19 protein-coding genes and 1 tRNA gene are annotated in these 23,180 nt (G+C 39.8%); 6 read left to right on the top strand and 14 right to left on the bottom strand.

Features of this window, described 5'->3' with window-relative positions:
* Positions 1 to 89: 89 nt before the first annotated feature.
* Positions 90 to 1,370: a hypothetical protein gene (locus ACOQO1_RS16600; RefSeq protein WP_420604005.1), complete on the bottom strand. Its 1,281-nt coding sequence runs from the start codon at positions 1,368 to 1,370 to the stop codon at positions 90 to 92.
* Positions 1,371 to 2,099: a type III pantothenate kinase gene (locus tag ACOQO1_RS16595; protein WP_420604004.1), complete on the bottom strand. Its 729-nt coding sequence runs from the start codon at positions 2,097 to 2,099 to the stop codon at positions 1,371 to 1,373.
* Between the two features lie 142 nt (positions 2,100 to 2,241).
* On the opposite strand from ACOQO1_RS16595, the gene ACOQO1_RS16590 reads away from it, so the two are divergent.
* A tRNA-Phe gene (locus tag ACOQO1_RS16590) sits at positions 2,242 to 2,314 on the top strand.
* 159 nt (positions 2,315 to 2,473) lie between these two features.
* Here ACOQO1_RS16590 and ACOQO1_RS16585 read toward each other — a convergent pair.
* The 3 genes from ACOQO1_RS16585 to ACOQO1_RS16575 form a co-directional block, all read right to left on the bottom strand.
* A complete protein-coding gene (locus ACOQO1_RS16585) occupies positions 2,474 to 4,204 on the bottom strand; it encodes a RagB/SusD family nutrient uptake outer membrane protein (protein WP_420604003.1) in 1,731 nt (576 codons plus the stop codon).
* A gap of 26 nt (positions 4,205 to 4,230) precedes the next feature.
* The gene (locus ACOQO1_RS16580) at positions 4,231 to 7,692 is read right to left on the bottom strand and encodes a TonB-dependent receptor (protein ID WP_420604002.1); all 3,462 of its coding nucleotides are present in this window, start codon (positions 7,690 to 7,692) and stop codon (positions 4,231 to 4,233) included.
* Positions 7,693 to 7,875: 183 nt separating this feature from the next.
* On the bottom strand, positions 7,876 to 9,033 hold the full coding sequence (locus ACOQO1_RS16575) for a FecR family protein (RefSeq protein WP_420604001.1): 1,158 nt from the start codon (positions 9,031 to 9,033) through the stop codon (positions 7,876 to 7,878).
* 121 nt (positions 9,034 to 9,154) lie between these two features.
* On the opposite strand from ACOQO1_RS16575, the gene ACOQO1_RS16570 reads away from it, so the two are divergent.
* Positions 9,155 to 9,778: an RNA polymerase sigma factor gene (locus ACOQO1_RS16570; protein ID WP_420604000.1), complete on the top strand. Its 624-nt coding sequence runs from the start codon at positions 9,155 to 9,157 to the stop codon at positions 9,776 to 9,778.
* Positions 9,779 to 9,814: 36 nt separating this feature from the next.
* Here ACOQO1_RS16570 and ACOQO1_RS16565 read toward each other — a convergent pair whose 3' ends face one another.
* The 8 genes from ACOQO1_RS16565 to ACOQO1_RS16530 all read right to left on the bottom strand — a co-directional run bounded on the left by ACOQO1_RS16565 (position 9,815) and on the right by ACOQO1_RS16530 (position 18,432).
* A complete protein-coding gene (locus ACOQO1_RS16565; protein ID WP_420603999.1) occupies positions 9,815 to 10,393 on the bottom strand; it encodes a RidA family protein in 579 nt (192 codons plus the stop codon).
* Between the two features lie 29 nt (positions 10,394 to 10,422).
* Complete coding sequence (locus tag ACOQO1_RS16560) at positions 10,423 to 11,655, bottom strand: aminotransferase class V-fold PLP-dependent enzyme (RefSeq protein WP_420603998.1); 1,233 nt, start codon at positions 11,653 to 11,655, stop codon at positions 10,423 to 10,425.
* 11 nt (positions 11,656 to 11,666) lie between these two features.
* Positions 11,667 to 12,134 carry a RidA family protein gene (locus tag ACOQO1_RS16555; protein ID WP_420603997.1) on the bottom strand — a complete coding sequence of 156 codons (468 nt, stop codon included), beginning with the start codon at positions 12,132 to 12,134 and terminating at the stop codon, positions 11,667 to 11,669.
* A gap of 49 nt (positions 12,135 to 12,183) precedes the next feature.
* Entirely contained in the window at positions 12,184 to 13,113 is a 930-nt protein-coding gene (locus ACOQO1_RS16550) for an RraA family protein (RefSeq protein ID WP_420603996.1), read from the bottom strand.
* A 16-nt stretch (positions 13,114 to 13,129) separates the two neighbouring features.
* Positions 13,130 to 14,245: a bile acid:sodium symporter family protein gene (locus ACOQO1_RS16545; RefSeq protein ID WP_420603995.1), complete on the bottom strand. Its 1,116-nt coding sequence runs from the start codon at positions 14,243 to 14,245 to the stop codon at positions 13,130 to 13,132.
* Between the two features lie 24 nt (positions 14,246 to 14,269).
* Complete coding sequence (locus ACOQO1_RS16540) at positions 14,270 to 15,517, bottom strand: amidohydrolase/deacetylase family metallohydrolase (protein WP_420603994.1); 1,248 nt, start codon at positions 15,515 to 15,517, stop codon at positions 14,270 to 14,272.
* 107 nt (positions 15,518 to 15,624) lie between these two features.
* Positions 15,625 to 17,370 (bottom strand): PQQ-dependent sugar dehydrogenase, encoded by a 1,746-nt coding sequence (locus tag ACOQO1_RS16535; RefSeq protein ID WP_420603993.1) that lies wholly within the window; start codon positions 17,368 to 17,370, stop codon positions 15,625 to 15,627.
* A 372-nt stretch (positions 17,371 to 17,742) separates the two neighbouring features.
* Positions 17,743 to 18,432 carry a carbohydrate-binding family 9-like protein gene (locus ACOQO1_RS16530; RefSeq protein ID WP_420603992.1) on the bottom strand — a complete coding sequence of 230 codons (690 nt, stop codon included), beginning with the start codon at positions 18,430 to 18,432 and terminating at the stop codon, positions 17,743 to 17,745.
* Between the two features lie 365 nt (positions 18,433 to 18,797).
* On the opposite strand from ACOQO1_RS16530, the gene ACOQO1_RS16525 reads away from it, so the two are divergent.
* On the top strand, positions 18,798 to 19,025 hold the full coding sequence (locus tag ACOQO1_RS16525; RefSeq protein ID WP_097043835.1) for a hypothetical protein: 228 nt from the start codon (positions 18,798 to 18,800) through the stop codon (positions 19,023 to 19,025).
* A 547-nt stretch (positions 19,026 to 19,572) separates the two neighbouring features.
* On the opposite strand, the gene gap is transcribed toward ACOQO1_RS16525, so the two are convergent.
* A complete protein-coding gene (gene gap / locus ACOQO1_RS16520) occupies positions 19,573 to 20,565 on the bottom strand; it encodes a type I glyceraldehyde-3-phosphate dehydrogenase (protein WP_420603991.1) in 993 nt (330 codons plus the stop codon).
* Between the two features lie 195 nt (positions 20,566 to 20,760).
* Between gap and ACOQO1_RS16515 the strand changes: the two genes are divergently transcribed.
* From ACOQO1_RS16515 to arsM, 3 genes are read left to right on the top strand one after another with little or no spacing between them, the layout of a single operon-like run.
* Positions 20,761 to 21,384, top strand: coding sequence for a TIGR04282 family arsenosugar biosynthesis glycosyltransferase (locus ACOQO1_RS16515; protein ID WP_420603990.1), 624 nt, complete (start codon positions 20,761 to 20,763; stop codon positions 21,382 to 21,384).
* Positions 21,381 to 22,196, top strand: a complete 816-nt coding sequence (locus tag ACOQO1_RS16510) for a purine-nucleoside phosphorylase (protein WP_420603989.1) — start codon at positions 21,381 to 21,383, stop codon at positions 22,194 to 22,196. The genes ACOQO1_RS16515 and ACOQO1_RS16510 overlap by 4 nt, the downstream gene beginning before the upstream one ends.
* Positions 22,193 to 23,158 carry an arsenosugar biosynthesis arsenite methyltransferase ArsM gene (arsM, locus tag ACOQO1_RS16505; protein WP_420603988.1) on the top strand — a complete coding sequence of 322 codons (966 nt, stop codon included), beginning with the start codon at positions 22,193 to 22,195 and terminating at the stop codon, positions 23,156 to 23,158. Before ACOQO1_RS16510 ends, arsM begins: the two co-directional genes overlap by 4 nt.
* The last annotated feature ends 22 nt before the right edge of the window (positions 23,159 to 23,180 follow it).

The following is a 23,180-nucleotide window of genomic DNA, read 5'->3' as shown; positions in this document are numbered from 1 at the left end:
AAGTGGTTAATGTACAAATTTTAATGAAAAAATCATCTTAAAGGAACATATATTGGTGGTTATTTATGGATTTTTCAAAAAAACAGTTCTTAATTTATTCTTCTTTTCTCAAACCATTTAGCATTTAAAGATAGTCCAACATTAATTTTCAGATAGTTCTCTTCTATCAGGTTTGCATCTGTTGTACCTCTTCTCCCAAATTCGAAACCTAGATTTAAATTCGAGAACAAATCATTATAACCTGTTCCAGTCAGTGGTAACCCAAATCCAAAAGTTATGCCAAAGTTATTGATCTCCTTGTTATTCACCTCCAGACCTGTAACATCATAACGTAATCCCGCCCTGTAGGTAATTCTTTTAAAATAACTTGAGAGTGAGGTGTATTCAGGAATAAAATATCCTCCCAAAGTATAGGTGTTGGCATCTTTATAGGTCACGTTTTCCAATCCCAAAAATCGGTTTTGAAAATCACTGAACTGTTGAAAGCTATATTCCCCTCCAAGAAACCATTTTTTGTTCTCTCCAAAACCTAGACCAAGGGTGGCCCTTGTCGGCACTTTCAGCTCAGTATTCCTTAAGTTGGAGGCATCCAAATCCACATCAATCACTTCAATTTCCTGGCCATTGACCAAAGAAAAGGATCCTAATCGTGCTGAGTTCTTGGAAATTAGGTTTGCCTGGGTGTTCACCAAAATGGACGTGTACAAAGTATACTTGTCTTTTATGGTAGGGGTATAGTTTATAGCATAGTTAAAATCATAACCGTTTATACGAGACTCCCTATTGTCCAAGGTTCCAAACTGCACATCTTCCACACTTTGTATTCTTCTATACTTCAGTGTTCCAAAATTAAAGTTTACAGTAGCTCCTATGCTCAGGTCTTTAATGGGTTCAAAACCAATTGACAAGTATGCTCTATTAAGACCTCCATCTCCTGTAAAAACATTGGTGACCAACTGACCATCACCATTGGTATCCTCAGCGGTTAAATTGTACCCTACGGAAGATAACGGCATTAAACCAAAGCCCATTCCCGCATTTTTCGCAATGGGAAAGCCAATGGCCAAATAATCCAAATCCGTTAATGATACATTTTGCTTTTCGGTAAAGTCTTCCAACCTAAACTGGGTATGCGAAATTCCGGCAGTATAGGTGGTCAAACGAAGCTTGGAATAGGCTGCTGGATTGTTCAGATTTACGTGAATACTGTCGCCGTACATACTTAGCCCACCCATCATTTGGTTTTCTACAGTACCACTGTTCCTAAGGTCTCCTATTCCAAAATATGAGTATGGTGATATGGTACCGTTTTGCGCAAAAATGCCATGTGCAGTTACGCAAAAAAAAGCAATCAAAAATTTCTTAACCATCTAGCGTTTATTGTATTCCAGCAAGTAATTTAGCCCCTCCAAGAGAAATTTAGAATTCGCAAATATGGTATTTTTTAGTCGTTTAGCAAAAAAATGGGAGTCTCCGCCTGTTAAAATAACTGTTAAATCTTGAAAGCGGGTTCGATACTGGCTTATTACACCATCAATTTCTTGTAAAACTCCATTGACAACCCCACTATGCATACTGCTTTGGGTAGAGTTTCCAATGAAATCCAAAATCTCTTCTGGTTGCAACAAAGGTAGCTTTGCTGTTTGGTTGTGCATGGCCTTATAACGCATTCGAATTCCGGGTGAAATTGCGCCTCCCACATACTCGCCAGAATCATTGACCATATCATAGGTAATACACGTTCCAGCATCGATAACCAAGGTGTTTTTTCTTGGGTTTTGATAAAAGGCCGATGCAGCCAATGCAACACGGTCCATCCCTAAGGTGTTCGGAGTAGCATAACTATTCTTGAAAGGTATTTTGGATTCATGCGAGAGGACATGCACTTTGCAGAACAATGAAACAATGTCTCGTTCCTTTCGTTCCAATGGCCCCACGGAGGAAATCAAAGCATGCTCAATTTTGGGATATAGCTCAAAAAGTTCCTTTACCTTGGATAAAAAAATACTTGACTCTGAGGCTTGGTCAAAAAGGACTGTCCCATTTTCAAAAACGGCATACTTTACCATGGTGTTCCCTATGTCAATAACCAAGTTCATATTACAAAGATGGAGAATTGAAAAAAAACCCTTGCCTTTTTTCAAGTTTTTGTTTGTATATCCTAATTTTGAAATTATATTTGCACCCGCTTATCACCAAGCTAGCAAAGTCGGGCAAGCCCGCTAAACACAAGATAAGCATGGTACCTTAGCTCAGTTGGTAGAGCAACGGACTGAAAATCCGTGTGTCCCTGGTTCGATTCCTGGAGGTACCACATAAAAAGACCGCAACAGTTGTTGCGGTCTTTTTTTATTTTACCACTATCTCCTGTATAAAATTGACTACATTTTTAAGTAAATAAGCAAAAAAAGGCCACTCAAAATGAGCGGCCTCCTTCAAACCAACTAATTAACTCAAACGTATAAATAAACTTTTACCACCCAGGATTTTGTGTTAATTCTCCATTGGGGTACAATCCTATCTCACTTGGAGGAATAGGATATAAATAGTTTTTATTCTCATCAAAAAGGCGTGGACGTGTTCCGCCTTGATATGGCTCTAAGAAGCCCTCTGAGTTTGTTCTAGCAAAATTCTGATCAACTGCATCTGGATAGATGATAGGATTGAATTTAGCACCCAAAGGCGTAAGAGTCAACAATTGTCCTGCCTTCCATCGCATTAAATCGTCTCTCCTAAAACCTTCACAAGCTAATTCTACCCTTCTTTCCCTTCTAATCTCATCTATAAGGACTGAAACCGAAGGTATCTCAGATAAACTGCCATCAAAATTAGAGTCTGGGTCACGAACTACACCGGCTATTGTCATATCAGGCATTCCAACCCTACCTCTTAGCAAGTTGATTGAAATATCCAAATCACCTTGTGTTATGGTTCCCAATTCCGCCCTTGCCTCAGCATAAATCAAATAGATCTCACCCAATCTAAATATGGGCATACCGTCGTCTGCAGCACTAGGCACCTGAAGGGCCCTATCCAGCTTGCTAAACTTTCTTACCACATAACCTGTTGGAAAGAAACGGTTAAGTGGCGGAACCTGATCTTCATTGAAATATTCATCTGGATCGCTAAGTCTTATTACATCCTTATTAAATATAGTTTGATGCATTCTTGGATCCCTGTTCGCCATTTCATCCTGGATTAAATCATAATCCGTGTCAGGGTCAAACAATGGGCTCAGTGACACCGGAAGACCATCGGTGCATAAAAAATCATCTGCCAAGGATTTAGATATCCCGGTCATTGCCTGTAAAATGATAAATCTTTGCGACCAATGTCCTCCCGTATTTTGTCCAATATCGAAATGTCTTGCCAAGATAGTTTCGGAACTTGTTCCAGGTGAATGAAGGGCAAAATAATTGTAATAATTTTGATTGGGGTCTCCATCATCATGCAGTGTATATCCACCTTCATCCATAATGGTTTGTGCCGCCTGAACAGCTTGGTTGAGCAAATCTTCCGAAGCTCCAAGTCCATGATATTTTCTAAAAGTACCTTCAAACAAAGTAATCCTAGCTTTTAAAGCCAATGCCGCAAACCTATCCAAGGTGGTTTTGTTCCCGGTATCCTGTGGGAGATTGGCAATTGCAAAATCCAAGTCCGTTAGAATATTGGCAATCACAGTAGCTCGAGGGTCACGCGGCTTGAAGATTTCTTCAGAAGTTTCATCAAGCGCTGTATTGTACCAAGGCACATCACCATATTTTCTAACCTTATCAAAGTATAGATACGCCCTAAAAAAGCGTGCAACCGCACTCCATTTACTCTTGGCGTCTTCAGATATTTCTGCCTCATCTAATTTAGCCAACATGAAATTGACATCTCGAATTCTGGAAAAATCCCATCCACCTCCATCATAACCCGGAGGGTTATCGTTTACAGTGTTGGCTCCAAAAGCAAAAATGTTGCCATTATCAAACTGGTGCATGTTATCACTATTATTATCCACATTCCAGATAAAGTCAACAAAACCTCTACCGTCCCTTGGGAAATAGTCATAAAACTTATTGGAAAATATTTCAAAGTCACTTTCGCTGGTGAAAAAGTTTGCTTCAGTGATAACACTATCTGGCTCTGTATCTAGAACATCACTGCATGAACCACACACCAGTAATGTTGTAATGAGAAGATATTTATATAATTTCATTTTTTTAGATTTTAATTAATGCTTGATTATAGCGTTATATCCAGGCCTAAAGAAATAGATCTGCTGAACGGATAACTTTTACCTGGACCCCAACCGTTGAATCCATCAGGGTCAATTTCAGGATCAAAACCACTTATGGTATCTGCAAATTCGAATAGGTTCTGCCCTGTTAGGTAAATATTGACAGATTTCAAGAATGTTTTGTCAATTGCAGATTTTGGAAAATCATATCCAATGGTCAACTGCTTCATTCTTAAATAAGAGAAATCTTGTAAATACCTATCTGAAGTAGCATAATTAAACCCTCCTTGGTTACCCAAGTATCTTGGCCAGTAGGCTCCTTTGTTATCTTCGGTCCAAAAATTTAAATGGCTAATCTGTGGTGTACCTCCCTCGTTTGGCCAAAAAAGGTTACTTCCTAAATCAAGATCTCTTTTACCTACTCCTTGCATGAAAATATCAAGGTAAATGCCTTTCCACTCAGCTCCCAAAGTGATTCCATAGGTATACCTAGGAGTACTATTACCAATAACTTTAAGGTCACCTGGGTCATCAACGGTCACAACCCCATTATCTATAATTCCATTACCATCTTGATCCACATACCAAACATCTCCCCCGGCAATGGGCAATGAAGTTCTATTGGAGTAATCCAGTCCAGAGGATTGGTATTCTGCGGCCGAATCAAAAAGGCCATTGGTTTCATAGCCCCAGATCTCTCCAATTTTTTGACCTACGTACCTTGAAGTCAGACTCTTGGTTGGGTTGTCGAACTTGGTGATTTCACCTTGGGCATCTGCGATGTTAAACCCAACATTGTAATTTAGTTCACCTACTTTATCTCTCCAACCAACTTCAACTTCCCAACCCTTTGTTATGGATTCCACCGCATTTGCCCTTGGGGCGGAAGTACCTAATGTGGCCGGAAGTGCAGCAGCTGCAGACAATTGATCTACAACCTCTCTCTCAAAATAGTCAAAGGTTAGATTCAGGCGATTATCCAAAAATGAGGCATCTAATCCATAGTTAACCGATGTTGCCGTTTCCCAGGTCAAAGTACTACTTACCAAAGCCGGTGTTCCTACGGATACTGGCCGGGTGCCTCCCAAAATTGTACCCGGTCTAAAACCTCCCAAAGTTGGCAGGTATGGGAAATTAAGGGAATTCAAGGTATCATCATCAACGGATTGGTTACCTAGTTCACCATAAGACCACCTAAACTTTAGATTTGAAACCACTGGTTTGAGCGATTCAAAAAAGTTTTCGTTAGAGATACGCCATCCCAATGAAACTGAAGGGAAAAAGCCCCAACGATCATCTTTTGGAAAACGTGATGAGGCATCGTAACGGCCATTAAGTTCTAGAAGGTACCGGTCCTTATAGATGTAGTTAAGACGATAAAAATATCCTTGAATAGCCCATATCGTACTACTTTCTCCAGCTTGGGCGGTACCGGTGGTCAGATTCAAATTTGGAATGGCATCAGTTATCAGGTTTGTATTGCTACTACTGGTAAAGTGGTATTTTTTACGCTCTTCATTAAATCCTAATGTAGCTTTAAAATAGTGGTCCTCTGCAAATGTCTTCTCATATTCACCATATATGTTTATGGCATAATAATCACTTTTTTGATTATTCAAAAACAATGCTGTAGGCGTTGTATGAACGGTTCGGGGCTGGTTCAACTCACTTGGACCCTCAAACCTTTCCACTCTTTTTTTGTGTTCTTTTCTTTCCTCCGTAAAACCATTATAAGAATATGAACCTACCACTTTAAGTCCTTCCATTGGTTTTAAAGTAGCACCAAGTGTCACCCAATTATCGGCTCCAGATCTTATGTCCCTTCCGCCCTCGGCCAATAGAGGAACTGGAGATTCCGTCCACGACCCATCCGGATTTCGGACAGGGATATTGATACTCTTTCTGGTAAGATCATGCCATAATGTCCCAACACCTGCATAGGTATACACACTATTCCTCTTTGTATTGGTATATAGTGAGTTGATGTTGAACTGTAGCCAATCCGTTGCATCTATGTCCAATTTGGCTCTAAGATTATAACGGTCATAGCTATCATTCCCATAATTTAAGATACCCCCTTGGTCCAACCAGCCAGCAGAAACATAATAAGAAACCGTTTCCCCGCTTCCGGACATTGACAAATTGTTCTGTAACAAAGAACCCGTGCCAATGATCTCATCAAACCAATCAGTATTACCGACGTAGATGTATCGAGAAGGGTCATTAGGGTTTATGAATGCAGCTGGATTGTTTTGTGGGTCATTGTGAAAAGCCAAAATTGCATCCCGAGTATCACCAGGAGTTACGGGGTTACCTAAATTTCTCTGTTTCTCATCCCTTAGCTCAAGCTGCTGACGGGAATCAACCAAATCCGGAAATTCGGTAGGCCGGTTTATTGCATAGTTGGTAGAGAATTGAATTCTTGGCTTTTGTCCCTTTTTACCTTTTTTGGTCGTTATTAAAACTACACCAAATGCTGCACGTGATCCATAAATAGCTGCTGATGCGGCATCTTTTAACACACTTACGCTTTCAATATCGTTCGGATTCAACAAGTTTGGGTCCATTACTACCCCATCGATCAATACAAGTGGTCCACCACCATTTATTGCGGTAAAACCACGCACATTGAAGGTAGCACCAGCACCTGCCTGGCCATCGTCAAAGCTGATGTTAAGGTTAGGAATCAATCCCTGTAAACCTTGTCCTGCATTGGTTATGGGCCTACTTTGTAGCCTTTCGCCACCTACTTGGGATACAGCCCCAGTAAGATTGGCCTTCTTTTGGGTACCATACCCCACAACCACCACTTCTTCAAGACTTGCTGTATCCTCTTCAAGAGTCACATTGATATTGCTTTGCCCATTTAGGGGTACTTCTTGTGTAGTGAAACCAAGATAAGAGATAATTAAAGTTGCATTTTCATCGGCAACTGAAATACTAAAATTACCATCAAAATCAGCTTGGGTACCGTTAGATGTTCCTTTCTCAATAATATTGGCTCCGGCCAACGGTGTTCTATCTTTATCAGATACACTACCTGTTATCTGCTGTTGTAATTCCACCTCAGCAGTTTGGGGTATAACCTTATCCGGTTTGGAGTTACTGTCTTTGATCAATATAATTTGTTGGCCAAGCACTTTATAAGTAACATTGGTTCCTTTAAACAACTGATCTAATATCTTTTGTATCCTTTTTCTTTTGGCTTGAACAGATACCAAACGATTATTGTCAATTACATTTTCATTCCCTAAAAACTTGAATTCGCTCAAGGATTCAATTTTCTCCAGAACCTCCATTACTTTCACCGATTCCATATCAATGGTAATTTTGGTGTTCTGTGAGTAGCTGTTCGCTTGAATTTTAAACAGACATAAAACAAGGAGAAATATCGTGGATAGCTTCATTTTCAAGCTCAATGTGGGTGAGGCCCAATTAGCCCTCCCACTAATTTTGGTTTTTTTCATACTTTCGTAATGTTTTTGTGTTTCGTTATTTAGTTAATCGAATCACTTTACTAAATCGGAGAATGTGGCTGCATTTTCCGATTTTTCTTTATAAAGCGATTATGGAACATCTTCTTTTTTGAAGACTAGGTTTTTTTGGGTTTCACATCATATTTTTGAGGTTTTAGATTGATAATTGGTCAATTAATTAGGTCCGTTAATAATTATATGGTTGCCATTTCTTACAAAGGAGAAAGGTTCGCTGTTCTGGAAAGACTCCATAACTTGATCTATAGTTTCTATATCGAAAGTGGCAAAAAAGCGTAGGTTATCTAGATGATGGTAATTGTTGGTAATGGCAACATCGTAATGCCTTTCCAGCACTTTAATTATTTCTGAGAAAGGTCTTATCTTAAATAAAAGCTGTCCTTTGGTCCAAGCAATGTATTCATGAACTTCAACTTCATCAACTCTCACATTTTTTTCCGATTTGCCCCAAGTCGCCTTTTCATTAGGGGAAAGAATTGTGGAAACTTCCTTTTCAAAAGTGGCGTCCCCGTCATATAGGGCCACCGAACCTTCTACCAACACAGCATGAGCAACAACATCCCCATCATAACTATTGACGTTGAATTCTGTTCCCAAAGCCATAATATTGATTTGAGAAGTATTAACTACAAACGGGTGTGCTTCATCTTTGGCAATCTCAAAATAAGCCTCACCGTCCAAAAACACACGTCTATTTTCATTGTGCAAAAACTTTACAGGGTACTTTAGGGTCGACCCTGCGTTTAAATGCACACTACTTCCATCAGACAGTTTTAGTTGAAATGTTTTGCCATTGGGAACGGCCAACTCATTATAAACCAATTTTTCAGTTGCATTATCACCAGCTGCGTTGCTATAGTTAATGCGTCTTCCTTCTTGTTTTCCCACTATCTGTCCATTCTTATCAAGGATTTTTTCAGCACCATCTTCCTGGATGATCTTCACTTCCCCATTATCCAAGGTAATGGTAATGACATCTTGTGGTAAATCTTGTTTTTCTATGCTGGAGTTCTTTGAAGTAAGCACATAATAATAACCCATTCCGAAGAGAATTATCAAGGCAGCTGCAGCTCTGAAATACCATTTACCCCTGGATGTCTTTTGGGAAGATTCAATGTTCCTATTTTTCTTGAGCAAGGCCAAATATTCCTTTTCCAAATCTATCTCCTGAAAGCTTAGGTTAAGATCATGGTAATCCTTTGCATATTTCTTAAACAACTTTTGATTGCTCGGTTTTTGCAATAATTCCAATAATTTCTCCGATTCAGAGCGGCTAAGGGAATTTGTAAAGTATTTTCTTGTTAATTCTTCCAACTCAAGTTCTTCTTTTATACATTAACACTTAGTAGACGCAAACGATTTAGAAAACCCTTAAAAAAAGTTTAAAAAATTGTCAATATTTGTATTCCCATGGAGTACAACTTGTTTAAGACATATGGATTATAGAGCATTGGCAAAGAAGATAAGTGCTGGTGATCACAAAGCTTTTAGAAGTCTTTTTGATGTTGTATATGATTCTCTCTTGGCCTATATAACCACTTTTACCCTTGACCGTGAAAATGCGAAGGATATTGCGCAACAGTGTTTTGCCAATTTATGGGACAAAAGAAAAGAGTTGAATGAAGTTCTATCCTTAAGGAGCTATTTATTCTCTATGGCTCACAATTTATACATTGACCAATACAGAAAAGAACAGTCCAAAAGCAGACTTTACGACCAGCTAAAGCTAGAAGCTTTGTCCAAGCGTATAAACGAACCAGAAGTTACAACCAATGAGAGAGCAAAAAGGTTAACCGCCTTGGTTGAACGATTGCCGCCGAAATGCCGGCAAATTTTACTTCTAAACAAAAAAGAGGGGAAAAAATATCAGGAAATAGCAGAGATTTTAGGAATCTCAGTTAAAACAGTGGAATCCCAAATGCGTATAGCTTATCAAAAAATTCGCGAAGGGTTCAATAGTAACCAGTTCCTTTTTCTGCTCTTTAAATTTTCAAATTCACCTAAGCTAACCGGCTCCTTTCTTATACTTAAAAAATCTAAAAAGCCCATAATACCTTAAGGTATTATGGGCTTTTTGTTTATATATTTTTGGAATTTATTCCACCTCCACTATCATTTCAATTTCCACTGCAATGTCGCTGGGTAAGGACCCCATTCCAACAGCTGCTCGAGCGTGTTTTCCTTTTTCACCAAAAACTGCAACCATTAAATCGGAGTATCCGTTGATTACTTTTGGATGGTCGGTAAAATCAGGAGTAGCATTGACCATGCCCAACACTTTTACAATCCGCTTTACCTTGCTCAAATCACCCAGTTCAGCTTTAAGTACTGAAAGCTGGTTGATGGCCGTAACCCTAGCAGCATAATATCCTTCTTCAATGGATAAATCCGCGCCTATCTTTCCTGTAATGTTTTCTCCGTTGGACTGCAAAGGTCCTTTTCCTGCCATAAAAATCAGGTTCCCTGTACGTACCGCGTTTACGTAATTGGCCACCGGAGCAGAGGGAGTACTTAACTCAATCCCCAATTCCTCTAGTTTGGCCTCAGGATTATAATCAGAAACGGCTTTTTCTTCAACAGGATCATCCGTGGGAGCTTCTTCTTTTTTCTCATGGGATATCACACAGGATACCATCAACAATAAAAAAAGAACTCCTGAAAAATAGGTTTTCATGGTAAAAAATTTAAACAATTTGCATAAAACTATGCATTTTCCAGCACTTCCTTCACTCTTTGCGCAACGATTCTTTCTTGACCGGGAACCATCATCCAAGTGGTTATTCCAATGGTATCCTTATTTCCTACTGTGGCTATTGAAGGGTGTCCATCTTTCAATTTTTTCCGAGCTTCCTCCGCTGTGATTTTCACCACATTTTCATCCCATGTAATCCTCAAAGAAGGTACATGGTTGGCATGGGGCGGCACATGAATTTCTGTTTCCACTCCTTTTACCGACAAAGCACTATCACTGATCAGTTTTATCTGACTCTCCCATAGTTTCCATTCCGCATCATGGTCTTTCTGCAAATAGGTTTCCAAAGCGGCCAACATTCCCAGTACTTCTTCTTTGTTTACCTTCATTCCTCTTCCAATGGTAGTTCCCCTGGGGGGAGTATGTAATCTAGCAGCCTCAATATATTTGCGTTTGCCCAATAGCAGTCCCGCACTTTGCGGCCCCCTAATTCCTTTTCCGCCTGAAAAAGCAACTAGATCAAATCCCATTTTTGTAAACTTGAAAAGGTTTTCTACCGGAGGAACATCAGCCGCACAATCAATAAAGGTTGGGATTCCATGTTTTTTGCCCAACGCCACAAACTCTTCCCTTTTTATTTCTCCTTCTTCGGTATTCGCATTTAAAAACCAAAGCATTGCAGTATTCTTATTGATGGCTTTTTCCAGCTCTTTTGCTGTTTTTACCCTAATCAACTTTCCTCCAACATTGGTCAAAGCCTGGGAATACCCAATATTGTGGGCTTCCTGAAGGATTACCTCATCTTTAAGACCCGTGGTATCGGGCAATTGGGAGACTTTGGTTGTATCCATTCCACATAAAACCCCAGCCATACCAATGGACATGGCTCCAAAAGCTCCTGAGGTGACGGTAGCATATTCACATTCCAACAATTCAGCGATTCGCTCGCCAACCTTATCCTGAAGTTCATCCAAATCCACATACTCCGTAGCTCCAAAAGTGATGGCAGACAATACATTGTCCGACATAAGGGAACCCGTCATAGAGGTATAAGTGCCCGCAGCATTGATGAATGTCCGCAGGCCCAGTTCTTTAAAAAAATTGCGCGAAGCTGTAGTCTCTACGGCACCACGCATCATTTGCGGGGTGAGCAAGCCCGTTCCCACCAATCCACCAACAACAGGGAGACTGGAAAGGGTCTTTAAAAGTTTTCTTCTGGTAAGTTTATCTTCTGATTTTTTCATTTTTCCAATTTTTAGTCCAGTGCAGCAATACAATCAATCTCTACCAATGAGTCGCCGGGCACTCCCCCATAAACGGCAACCGTTGTCCGTACAGGTGGGTTGTCTCCAAAACGTCCTCTATAAACCGAGTTCATCCCATGGTAATCTTCCAAATCATGTAGGTACACATTTACCTTTAATACCTTATCCATGGAAGATCCATTCTTCACCAATTCTTTTTCTATTTCTTTCAACACATGATCTGTATGGGATTTGATATCACCTTCAAAATGCGCTCCTTTGCCAGCAACATACAGCGTGTTGCCATGTTTTACCGCTCCTGAAAAAAGTGGAATTTTTTTGTCCTGTACAATCTCGCCCACTACCTCTTTTTTGGGTTTTGACTCTTTCCCCATAGCCTTTACAGTACCTACACCTAGTATGGCGGCTAGTCCCATTCCCAATTTTTTAAATGCTGACCTTCTATCTGTTCTTTCCATTTTTATAATGCTTTAATTAATGATTTGTTTATGATTTTTTGAATTTGTTTTACCACATACGTTTTTTCAACAGCTCTCGAACTTGTTCCTTCGGAACAGGAAGTTCATCAATATGATTTCTTAGCCATTGTGAAAAGTCCTTTTCTATTTCCTCGGTCCATTTGTTATCGATTTGTCCCGGGGTATATTTCCCTTCTTTCAATCTTGATATTCCGAATAAATCCCTTAGTCTGACCACTTCGGAAGTCACCACTACTTGTTCAGCCAAATGGGCGGGAATAAACATAACTCCTTCCTTTTTAGCCAAAACTATATCTCCCGGAAGTACCGTTGCGGCCCCCATGCGTATTGGGGCATTGATGCTTAGGAGCATCACCTCGGTAAGAAAGGATGGGTCCCACCCCCTGACAAAGGCATTGAACCCTTCAATTTCCGAAAGTCCTTCCATATCCCGGCTAGATGCATTAAACACCACTCCGTTTTTGGATTTAGCATAGATGGAATTTCCCAAATTGTCGCCAATCAAAGTTCCATTCACAATTTTTCCAAAAGCATCGGCCACATATACATCCCCTTCCTTCAACATGTCAATGGGCCATGAATTGGTGTTCCCTATCCGACCATCGGCTTTCCCTTTTTTCTTTATCTGGTCTGATACATCCGGGCGATTTGGCATGTACTGAACGGTAAGTGCACGACCTACAACCGGCACATCATCATGCAACGGCTGCCAACCACTTTCAAACTGATTGTGATAGCCTTCGTTTCGCAATACGCCCCACGCTTCCTCTATGGTGACTTTTTTCATTCGCTCCAAAACGTCATCCGCCACTTTTGGCCTTCCATCCTCAAATCGTTCTCCGGTCCATTGAGGGGTTAGGAACACCATTTGTTCCTTGGTCAAAGTCTGTGCAGTTCCATTTCCGAAGGCAAACAACAATAGGCCAATGGAAAAAGTGAGTTTAAAGATTAATTTCATTTTTAAAAATTTGGTTCTACTCATTTGATGTTTGTGTTTCTTTGGGTTCATCTGAATTCTTATTTGGGTCTTTGTCGCGCCACCATGTTGCTAGTGAGGACCCCGAAATATTCATCCAAGGACCAAAAACCGCTGGTGCCAATCCGATGGTGGCCACTTTCCCCATTTCTAAGGCAATGCCCGAAGCCAATCCCCCATTTTGCATTCCTACTTCAAGCGCAATAGTTCTGCAATCCTGTTCTTTCATTTTTAATGCTCTGCAAGACCAGTATCCCAAGAAATATCCAGCGACATTATGAATGATTGCAGCTAGAATCAAGAAAAGTCCAATGGTGAGCAAACTATCCCTTCCTGCAGCGGTAATTATGGCAATGATTAATGCAATGCCAGCCATGGATACTATGGGCATAGCCTTGTCCAACCATTTAGCCTTTCCATGGAAAAAGTAGTTGAACAGCAATCCTACTATTATTGGTAAGATTACAATCTTTACAATACTCATCATCATTCCCAAGAAATCTATAGGAACAAACTGTCCTGCAAAGGTTTCCATCAACAAAGGTGTCATTAAAGGGGCCAATAGGGTAGAAACCGCCGTTAACGTTACAGATAAGGCCAAATTGGCCTTGGCCAAATACGCCATTACATTGGAAGCCAATCCACTTGGTGATGATCCAATCAACACTACTCCGGCAGCAATCTCGGCAGGAAAGCCAAATAAGCTTGCAATGGCAAATCCCAAAACGGGCATGATGGTGAATTGACAGAGCAACCCAACCAACACTCCTTTCGGCATTTTCACCACTCCAGCAAAATCCTTAATGCTCATTGCGGTTCCCATTCCAAACATGATCAGCTGTAAAAGGGGAACAATCAATGATTTTAATTCAAAGTCACCGATGTTGGTAAAAAAAGACGGGTAAAACATGGAAACACTTACTGCCGCAAATACCAATATCGTAAAGGAAAAGCCTTTGAATTTCTCGTGCCCTCTGATGCCCAAAGCCAATAAAAGGAAAAAGAATACGATGAAAGGTCCGGTCTGTTCTCCTTTTCCCAAAATAAGCATGACAATGGTTGCTACCAGGCAAATAAGCGAAGCACCCAATAAAATTTGATATTGTTTTTTCATGTGACAGGTATTGTTTTTAGGTCATTATTCATTCCAAGGGGCACTTGCCATTCCATTCAAGTCCCATACTACTTTTCCTTCTCGCAAGGTTAATTCGCATTCCAATTTTTGGTTCCCTTTCATTTTTTTCCTTTTGGTGTCGATAAACCCGAAATCCCCTTTTCTCAGGTTCAAAATAGCAACATCGGCTACTGCTCCTTCTGAGAGATGACCCAAATCTTCCCTTTTGATAATTTGCGCGGGTTGCCATGTGGACACATCAATCACCTCTTTCAATGGCATATCCATATTGATGAATTTGGACATCACATTGATAAGATCCTTCATCCCTCCATTCATACTGCCCGTGTGCAAATCCGTACTTATAGAATTGGGTTTTAGCCCTTGTTTCATAGCCGGAACAGCCTGTTCAAACAAAAAACTTCCACCTCCGTGGCCCACATCGAAGATGATTCCCCTTTTTTGGGCATCGAAAACATAATCCCTGACTTTTCCATTTTCATCAACAATGGGGGTTCGTCCATTTACATGTGCATACGTATGGGTGAAAATATCTCCGGGACGTAGTTTTTCCATAAACAAGGTTTCAATTGAAAGTTCTGGATCACTCCCTCCAAAATCGATCATGACGGGAATGTTTGCCAATTTACCTGCCTCAACTGCGCGTTCTGTAGGAGTCCAATCAAACCCATGATAATGGGCCAACTTTACGCCTACAACCACTCCGGGATATTGTTTTGCAACCATGGCAGTTAGTTTTGGATTCATATCGTCCAAATTTTGCTCTATGGCCCCACCTTTCATTCCCGATCCTATAATATTGAGAAAGGACAGTACCCTTGTTTTAGATCGGTCAATAGTTTGTTTTTTAAACTGCTTGAAATTTCTCCATCCTGCCCCGCCAACATCTACAATTGTGGTTACCCCACTGCGGAATGAAAATCCATCAGGTGGCAATGCTGTATCACTATTACTTAAATAGGCATCGGGTTCTGTACCATGAAAATTATGACTATGGATATCCAGCAAGCCTGGAACCACATAAAATCCTCTGGCTTCTATCACCTTCTCGGCACTTCGCTCCGGAATTCGAGAATCGACCTTGGCGATTTTCCCTTCATGAATGGCGACATCCATAACTTGGTCGATCCCGTTTTTTGCATCAATCACATGCCCATCATTGATAAGCAGATCATACTCCTGAGCAGTAAGCTTTCCTCCAATGAACAAGGTCAAAACTGCTATTGCGATGTTTTTGGCATATGTTTTCATTTTCATGTGTTTGTTTCGGTGGTTAGCTAATATTCTTAATCCATATTTTATTTCTCACTTGATAATGGCATTGATTATCAGTTTATCGATTTCTTTTTAAGCATAGCTCATAAACCATTTCTTATCTCCTGTACTTCTTCAAGCTCTATAGCACTTGCATTGTTTTCAAAGTTTGATCGTATATAGGTCAGTACCTCGGCAATTTCTTTATCCGATAGAAAACTATGCTGCGGCATAACCCCATTATAGGTTTCTCCGTGCACTTGAATACTCCCTTCCATCCCTTCAAGAACAATTTTTATGAGTCGCTCTTTATCCCCACTTACCCAATCGGTATTTGCAATGGGCGGAAATCTTCCCGTGGCCCCTCCACCATCTTTTTGATGACAGGCGCTACAATAGGTATAATAGATTTTTTCCCCACCCGAAACGGCATCCTTCATTAAATTATCCTCTTTCTGATCAGGTGTACGGATATGGGAAAGTCCTTTTCTTTTTTCCATGAGGGCCAATTGCTCCTCACCAAACGTATCTCTATCTCCTGAAAAACTAATTTTCCATATTTTCCCTTTTACGGAATCGGAAATGTACATGCCTCCATCAGGACCAAAAGCAATTCCCATGGGCCTGTATATAGCATCATTTACACTCTCTAAAGGATCCACCCCTGCAAAACCGTCTACAAACACCTCCCACTCACCTGAAGGTTTTCCGTCCTTAAAAGGTACAAAACCAACAAAATAACCTGATTGTGGATATGGAGCTCTATTGGTTGACCCATGAAAAGCTATAAAAGCACCATTCTTATAATGTTCGGGAAATGCGCTCCCCTCATAAAATACCAAATCGTTTGGCGCCCAATGCCCAGGGAATCCTATTATGGGGTCGTCAAATTGGTCACAACGTCCTACAATTTCGCCATCGCCACCATATTCAGGTGCCAAGACCTTTTTCCCCTTCATTTGATCATAATAGCAGTATGGCCACCCAAAGTCTGATCCTTCTGTCACTCTAATAAATTCTTCCGAAGGAAGCAGTGCACTTTGCCAAGGGTCAAACTTATCGGGAAACAATCGTAATAGATCGTCCCTTCCATGCACTACTACATAAAGATTCTTATCCACAGGATTCCAATCCATGGCAACTACACTTCTGATACCTGTGGCATATTTATAGCCATCTTTTTGTGTCTGTCCCAATTTATTGGCATCAAACCGCCAAATACCACCATGATGTTCCAACTGGGGACAAGGGTCCAAACCAGGAGCTCCAGGTGTTCTTTTAGGATTCTGACAAGCATTTGAAGGGGCTCCAAAAGGAATATACATATGGCCTTCATCGTCAAAAGCTAAAGGTTTTCCTATGTGCTCATGCTTGCCATGTGGATGGTCATCGGTAAACACAATTTCCATCTCACCTTCCGGAATTAAGGTTCCAGGCTTTAATTTGTATCGGTACACCACCAATTCAGAACTAAAATAGAGGTATCCATTGTAGATACGCATAGCGGTGGAGTAGCTCCACTTTTGGCTTGTTCTATACGACCCAAAACTTTCTATTCTGTCTGCCCAACCATCTCCATTAGCATCTTCCATGGCGGTGATTGATCCTTTTGAGCTTGAGTTTCTGAGTTTTGCATATAGATATCCATCTTCAGAAACAGCCATATGCCTTACTTTCCCCTCTGTGCTATCCACTACTACTACTGCTTCAAAACCATCGGGAAGAAAAAGTCCTCCATTTGGAATACCGCTCTCTTCTGAACATTGAACAAAACAAATTGCCATTAGAATGTATAACAAGATGTTTTTTACTCGATAGACAAGTTTTACCAATGTTGTTGCATTGTTCATTGAGTGTTTTGGTTGGCCTTCCATGGTTTTAAAATAAGCGTGTTGAATTTTCCAAACTCGGAGTCGCTAGAAAATTTAATATATAGTAGTGTCAATCAATACATTGGACATACTATTAATATGACATCAAAAATTGATAAATGACATCAAAAAAATAAAAACTGTGCTTGACATTTACCATGGTCATGGATTTCCTATACGCGCCGTAGGGAACACACTCCATTAAACCTAACCTTTTAACCTACTCAAAACAAAAGATTTAGACCAAGAACATCTCAGAAGTAGCTATTCAACAGTATTTTAACCATTACTGCAATCAATATTGTTCAACGTAGCAGAAAATTGTCGCTTTCTTTAATATATGAGGGCAAGTTATTCGAATATCAGCTCCCCAAAGAATTCTGGCCGATGGAAATCCGGTTTTTTTGTGTCTATTGGATTCCAACTCAAGTAATGCTTTTTAGAAGTATCATCAGCGCATTTATAAAAATTAGCCCGCGATTTTAGGCCCTTTAATTGAATTCCCGGGTTATGGGTCAGAATTTCAGCAGGAAGAATCGTGATCATTTCCCAAGTATGCCCTCCTGTTTTTTCTGCAAAAGATTGTGCTCCCAGGGAAGATTCTATTTTTATAACATCTTCAATTATATCAGGGGTAGCATATTTACGAGTTTTTCGGTGTGGTCCATAAGCCAAAAGAGTTGTTCCGATGCAATTGAACTCAAAATTGTAATAATTCCCATCAGCCATTGGGTCAAAGAAGAACTCAACACAACTGTCCTTGAACACATAACTGTTTGGTTCTGTCCTTTCTGCTAAAATATTTTCTTCTTCTACTTCATATTTCAGCCATATTTGGTTGTTGCAATGGGCAATCTTAAACCCAACTTTAGGTTGATACGGAAAATCGGCCCAATTCAGAACATCAACAAAATGGGTTTCAACCTTTTCATCCAACAATCTGGACACATCTTGAAAATCAGCAATGCCTTCAAATTCAATTTCCTTTACTTTCAATGTTTTATTCCTTGTGATTTCTTCAGCTCTCAACTCTTTATCCACAGTAGTAATTTTTGCCTTGCACCCAAAGATTACAATACATAATAAAAAACAGTATAGCCCATTCTTATGCATACCTATTGTGAATTAGTGCTTCTAAAAGTACAAAATGTAAAATGTACGCTTCTACCTTTAAACTAAACCCCGCAAAAAAATTTGATTTTTTGGCCCTTTAAAAGCTTAAATGAATTAAGTTTGCCGCCGCATTTTACAAATCATAACATTTGCCGGTTTAGGGAATTTTGTGCGTTTTAAGGTGTAGTAGGATTCTTAATAATTTCATAAATATAAAAATCCAATACCTATATAGGTAGAAAATATGAAACTAAGGCTTATATTTAGCCAATCCAGATTAATTTTAAATAAAAATGACCGAAGATTTATTAGAAAAGGCAAAAGAGTTTGTAAACAGAACTTTGAGTCATATGTCCACTAGCGATAGAGTTGCAGCTTCAAGAGAAGCTAAACAGCTCATTCTTTCCATTAATGAAATCTACAAAGAGACCAAAGACCCAAACTTAATGGATGTGATGAAAAGCATTACTGAAAAGAAACGTAAGATTGAGAAGCGTTTAAAAGGCACGCCTTTAGTATAATCCATTTCCCTTTCCAGGTTTTAGAAATCATAATTTATTGAGTCTTTGTATTTTCATCGGATACCAGTTCAAAGGAATTACGATGCTTAGATGATGTTACACATATACATCTCTTCCTATTTCATATTTATTTTTGTATTCTATTTTTGATAAAGCTCGTTCTTTATCGGCTTATGCAATTCACAAGGTAATTTTTACCATTTACATCTTTTTTTCTACAACAGGTGAAAATGTAAAATTTTGAGGTGCTAGTTTTCAGTAATTTAGAAGTGTAAATCAAAAACTTCAACCGAGAACAAACACTTTATACAATGAACACTATAGAAGAAAAGATGGGCTACATATTTTGGTATATGGTGATTGCCTTTTCAATAGGCTCACTTATCAATAGCCTTTATCACTATATTTTCTAAAACCTAATTTCGTTATCTATTCTCAAGGTTTCTTTTATAACCTTGTATACAAAAAGATTTCGCCTCAATTACATATAGTAGTAGTTTTAGAAGGGCCTCACATAAATGTGAGGCCCTTGTCCTTTGATTAAACTTTATCCCTTCATCTCCAGAATCTGCCGTATCATTTGATTGGTAAAGCCCCATTCATTATCATACCATGTCATAACCTTCAATAAATCTCCATCGACAACTCTGGTCATTCCTAAATCAACAGTAGAAGCATATGGGCTTTTAATAATATCGGAAGAAACAATGGGTTCGTCCGTTGTATCCAAAACATCAGCATAACGTTCTGTTTGCGCCTCTTCCATAAGAATTTGGTTTACTTCTTCTGCCGTAACAGGTCTTTCCGTCACAAAGGTCAAATCCGATATGGATCCCACGGGAATGGGAACACGAATGGCCACTCCATCAAATTTTCCTGCGTATTCCGGTAAGGCCTTAGTAGTTGCAATAGCTGCTCCTGTAGTTGTTGGTATTAAATTCTGCGCGCCTGCCCTTCCCATCCTAAAATTCTTTTGCGAGGGAGCATCCACAATTCCTTGAGATGCAGTATACGCATGAACCGTTGTCATGATCGCTTTTTTAATTCCAATTCTACGCCCCAGTACCTCTACCACAGGGCTAATATTATTGGTGGTACAACTGGCACAAGAGAAAACATTTGTATTCCCATCCTGAGTATTTACGCCATGCACAACTGTTGGCGTATCGGCACTTTTGGTAGGGGCAGAGATAATGACCGTTTTTGCACCTGCTTTCAGATGCCTTTCGGCATCCTCCCCTTTGGTAAAAACCCCTGTGCTCTCAATCACCAAATCAACATTTTGTTCTGCCCATGGTAAGTCTTCTGGATTCCTTATTGAAGTATACTTGATTTTTTGTCCATCAACGATCAAGGTTTCCGGCCCATGTGAGACCTCTTTTTCATAAACCCCGTAGACGGTATCATATTTTAATAGATATGCTGTGTTCTCGATGGAAACGATATCGTTGACCGCCACAACCTCCAAACCTGGAGTTTCATTGATTACTTTTAAAGCGGCTCGACCAATGCGGCCCATTCCGTTGATTCCTATTCTCATTTTAGTGTTCTTAAGTTATTACTTGTTTAAGTGTTATTAGTCTGACAATCATTGCTTAAATTACAAAATGAAAAGGAAGATGGAGTTACTCATTCGGGTACAGTAATTACCACCGAAAAAGTCCATATTTTTGGTAAGTTTTGATGGATTACAAAGACCAACATGTGAAAATTTGAAACCACAAATCACGAACTATTGAACACCAAAAAAAAGAACCTACTTTTAATTTTTACACGAAATCCCGAACTTGGAAAATGTAAAACAAGACTTGCCTCCAAGGTTGGTGACTATGCTGCATTGGAAGTTTACAAATTCTTGCTTGAACATACTGTTTCTGTCACTCAAAATCTGAATATGGAAAAATATGTTTACTACTCCGAGTCAATTTGGAAGAATGATGTTTGGGACAATACGGTTTATCAAAAAAAGCTTCAAAATGGGAATGATTTGGGGATGAGAATGAAACAGGCCTTTTTAGACGGCTTTGATTCAGGTTTTGAAAAAATCATTATCATTGGCAGTGATATGTACGACCTCTCTCAAAAAAATCTGGAGGAGGCGTTTGCAAAATTGGATGAGCACGATTATGTACTTGGCCCTGCGGAAGATGGCGGGTATTATCTATTGGGAATGACTTCTTTCAAGGAAGAACTGTTCCAAAACAAAGATTGGGGAACAGACACTGTTCTCCACAACACTTTGAGTGATTTAAAAAACGAAAACTATTTTATGTTGAAAACCAAAAACGATGTTGACCATTATGAAGACATTAAGGACATTCCGGTTTTTCAACAATTTCTAAAACACATAAAAGAATGACCAAAAAACAACTGGAAGAATCTGTTGAGTATTTAAAAAAGAAAGGGTTTGACGCTCCCGATATTGGTATTGTATTGGGGACAGGATTGGGTCAATTGGTCAATGAAATTAACGACCCCATTGAGGCACATTACAATCATATCCCATATTTTCCTCTGGCCACCGTAGAGTTCCACTCAGGAAAATTGATTTATGGCACCATTGCCAATAAAAAAGTGGTGGTGATGCAGGGAAGGTTTCACCTGTATGAAGGTTACGATTTTTTAGACATTACCTACCCTATTAGGGTAATGCACCAACTGGGAATTAAAAAACTGTTTGTTTCCAATGCCGCAGGGGCCATCAATCTAAACTTCAAAAAAGGGGATATTATGTTGATTGAAGATCATATCAACCTTCAAGGAGGTTCTCCATTAGCTTTTAAAAATGTAGCCGAGTTTGGAGATCGCTTTGTTGACATGAGCGAACCTTATGATTTGGATATGCGCACCAAAATTAAGGCCATTGCCAAAAAAGAGGGAATAACACTTCAACAAGGAGTATATGCCTCCGTTGTTGGGCCTCAGCTGGAAACCAAAGCAGAATATAGAATGCTAAAGACTTTAGGAGCAGATGCCGTTGGAATGAGTACGGTCCCCGAAGTAATTGTTGCCAATCATTTACGACTACCCATTGTGGCCGTTTCCGTTTTAACGGATGAATGTGATCCAGATAATCTACAACCTGTTAATATTCAGGAGATTATTGAAATCGCAGGTAACACCGAACCAAAAATGATACAATTGTTTAAAGAATTAATGGTAGAGATATGAGTTATTTAGATGCAACCCAAGATTTATATAAAGAAGCGGCATTGACTCCAGATGTTGGGCTATGTTGCACCACCAATCCTGTATGGCAGTTTCCGGGACTTTCCATTCCCAAAATCATGCAAGAAATGAACTATGGGTGCGGAAGTACGGTTTCGGCCCAGGACCTCATCAACAACCCAAAAGTGTTGTACGTGGGTGTAGGCGGAGGCATGGAACTGCTTCAGTTTTCTTATTTCTCAAGACAAAATGGTGGCGTAACGGGGGTTGATTCTGTTGACGAAATGTTGGAAGCCTCCCGTAAAAACTTCAAGGTTGCAGAAGAGGAGAACGATTGGTTCAAAAGCGAATTTGTAAATCTTGTAAAAGGAGATGCCTTGAACCTTCCGGTTGCCGATGAAAGTATTGATGTAGCTGCGCAAAATTGCCTGTTCAACATTTTTAAAATGGAAGATTTGAAAAAAGCCGTTTCAGAAATGTATCGGGTTCTTAAGCCACATGGGCGTTTGGTCATGAGTGATCCCACTTGCGAACAACCCATGAACGACGAACTACGAAATGATGATAGGTTACGTGCATTATGTCTAAGTGGGAGCATTCCAATAAAAGATTACGTAAAAGTATTGACGGATGCCGGTTTTGGCACCATAGAGATCAGGGCAAGAAAATCGTATAGAGTGCTTACACCAAACCACTACCCAACGGATGAAATCATACATATTGAGTCCATTGAAATAGCCGCTATAAAGGATCCTATGCCCAAAGATGGCCCTTGTGTTTTCACTGGAAAAACGGCTATTTACTATGGAGATGAGGAATATTTTGATGATGGTGATGGACATGTACTCCAACAGAACCAACCCTTGGCAGTTTGTGATAAAACGGCGGGAGCACTTACCAAAGCTTCAAATGAGATTCATGTAAGCGAAAGCACATGGCATTATAACGGTGGGGGCTGCTGTTAGTTTTTTTGAGGATTGTGAAAGG

Source organism: Flagellimonas sp. (assembly GCF_965222555.1).
Lineage (GTDB): Bacteria > Bacteroidota > Bacteroidia > Flavobacteriales > Flavobacteriaceae > Flagellimonas.
Note: the sequence above shows the minus strand (reverse complement) of the source record. Positions and strands in the feature narration are given on the sequence as shown.

Coding starts and splice junctions, on each gene's coding strand:
- ACOQO1_RS16555 (WP_420603997.1), bottom strand. CDS start 12,134: ATGGAAAGAACAGATAGAAGGTCAGCATTTAAAAAATTGGGAATGGGA.
- ACOQO1_RS16595 (WP_420604004.1), bottom strand. CDS start 2,099: ATGAACTTGGTTATTGACATAGGGAACACCATGGTAAAGTATGCCGTT.
- ACOQO1_RS16545 (WP_420603995.1), bottom strand. CDS start 14,245: ATGAAAAAACAATATCAAATTTTATTGGGTGCTTCGCTTATTTGCCTG.
- ACOQO1_RS16580 (WP_420604002.1), bottom strand. CDS start 7,692: ATGAAAAAAACCAAAATTAGTGGGAGGGCTAATTGGGCCTCACCCACA.
- ACOQO1_RS16570 (WP_420604000.1), top strand. CDS start 9,155: ATGGATTATAGAGCATTGGCAAAGAAGATAAGTGCTGGTGATCACAAA.
- ACOQO1_RS16540 (WP_420603994.1), bottom strand. CDS start 15,517: ATGAAAACATATGCCAAAAACATCGCAATAGCAGTTTTGACCTTGTTC.
- ACOQO1_RS16585 (WP_420604003.1), bottom strand. CDS start 4,204: ATGAAATTATATAAATATCTTCTCATTACAACATTACTGGTGTGTGGT.
- ACOQO1_RS16535 (WP_420603993.1), bottom strand. CDS start 17,370: ATGAACAATGCAACAACATTGGTAAAACTTGTCTATCGAGTAAAAAAC.
- arsM (WP_420603988.1), top strand. CDS start 22,193: ATGAGTTATTTAGATGCAACCCAAGATTTATATAAAGAAGCGGCATTG.
- ACOQO1_RS16550 (WP_420603996.1), bottom strand. CDS start 13,113: ATGAAATTAATCTTTAAACTCACTTTTTCCATTGGCCTATTGTTGTTT.
- ACOQO1_RS16510 (WP_420603989.1), top strand. CDS start 21,381: ATGACCAAAAAACAACTGGAAGAATCTGTTGAGTATTTAAAAAAGAAA.
- gap (WP_420603991.1), bottom strand. CDS start 20,565: ATGAGAATAGGAATCAACGGAATGGGCCGCATTGGTCGAGCCGCTTTA.
- ACOQO1_RS16560 (WP_420603998.1), bottom strand. CDS start 11,655: ATGAAAAAATCAGAAGATAAACTTACCAGAAGAAAACTTTTAAAGACC.
- ACOQO1_RS16600 (WP_420604005.1), bottom strand. CDS start 1,370: ATGGTTAAGAAATTTTTGATTGCTTTTTTTTGCGTAACTGCACATGGC.
- ACOQO1_RS16565 (WP_420603999.1), bottom strand. CDS start 10,393: ATGAAAACCTATTTTTCAGGAGTTCTTTTTTTATTGTTGATGGTATCC.
- ACOQO1_RS16525 (WP_097043835.1), top strand. CDS start 18,798: ATGACCGAAGATTTATTAGAAAAGGCAAAAGAGTTTGTAAACAGAACT.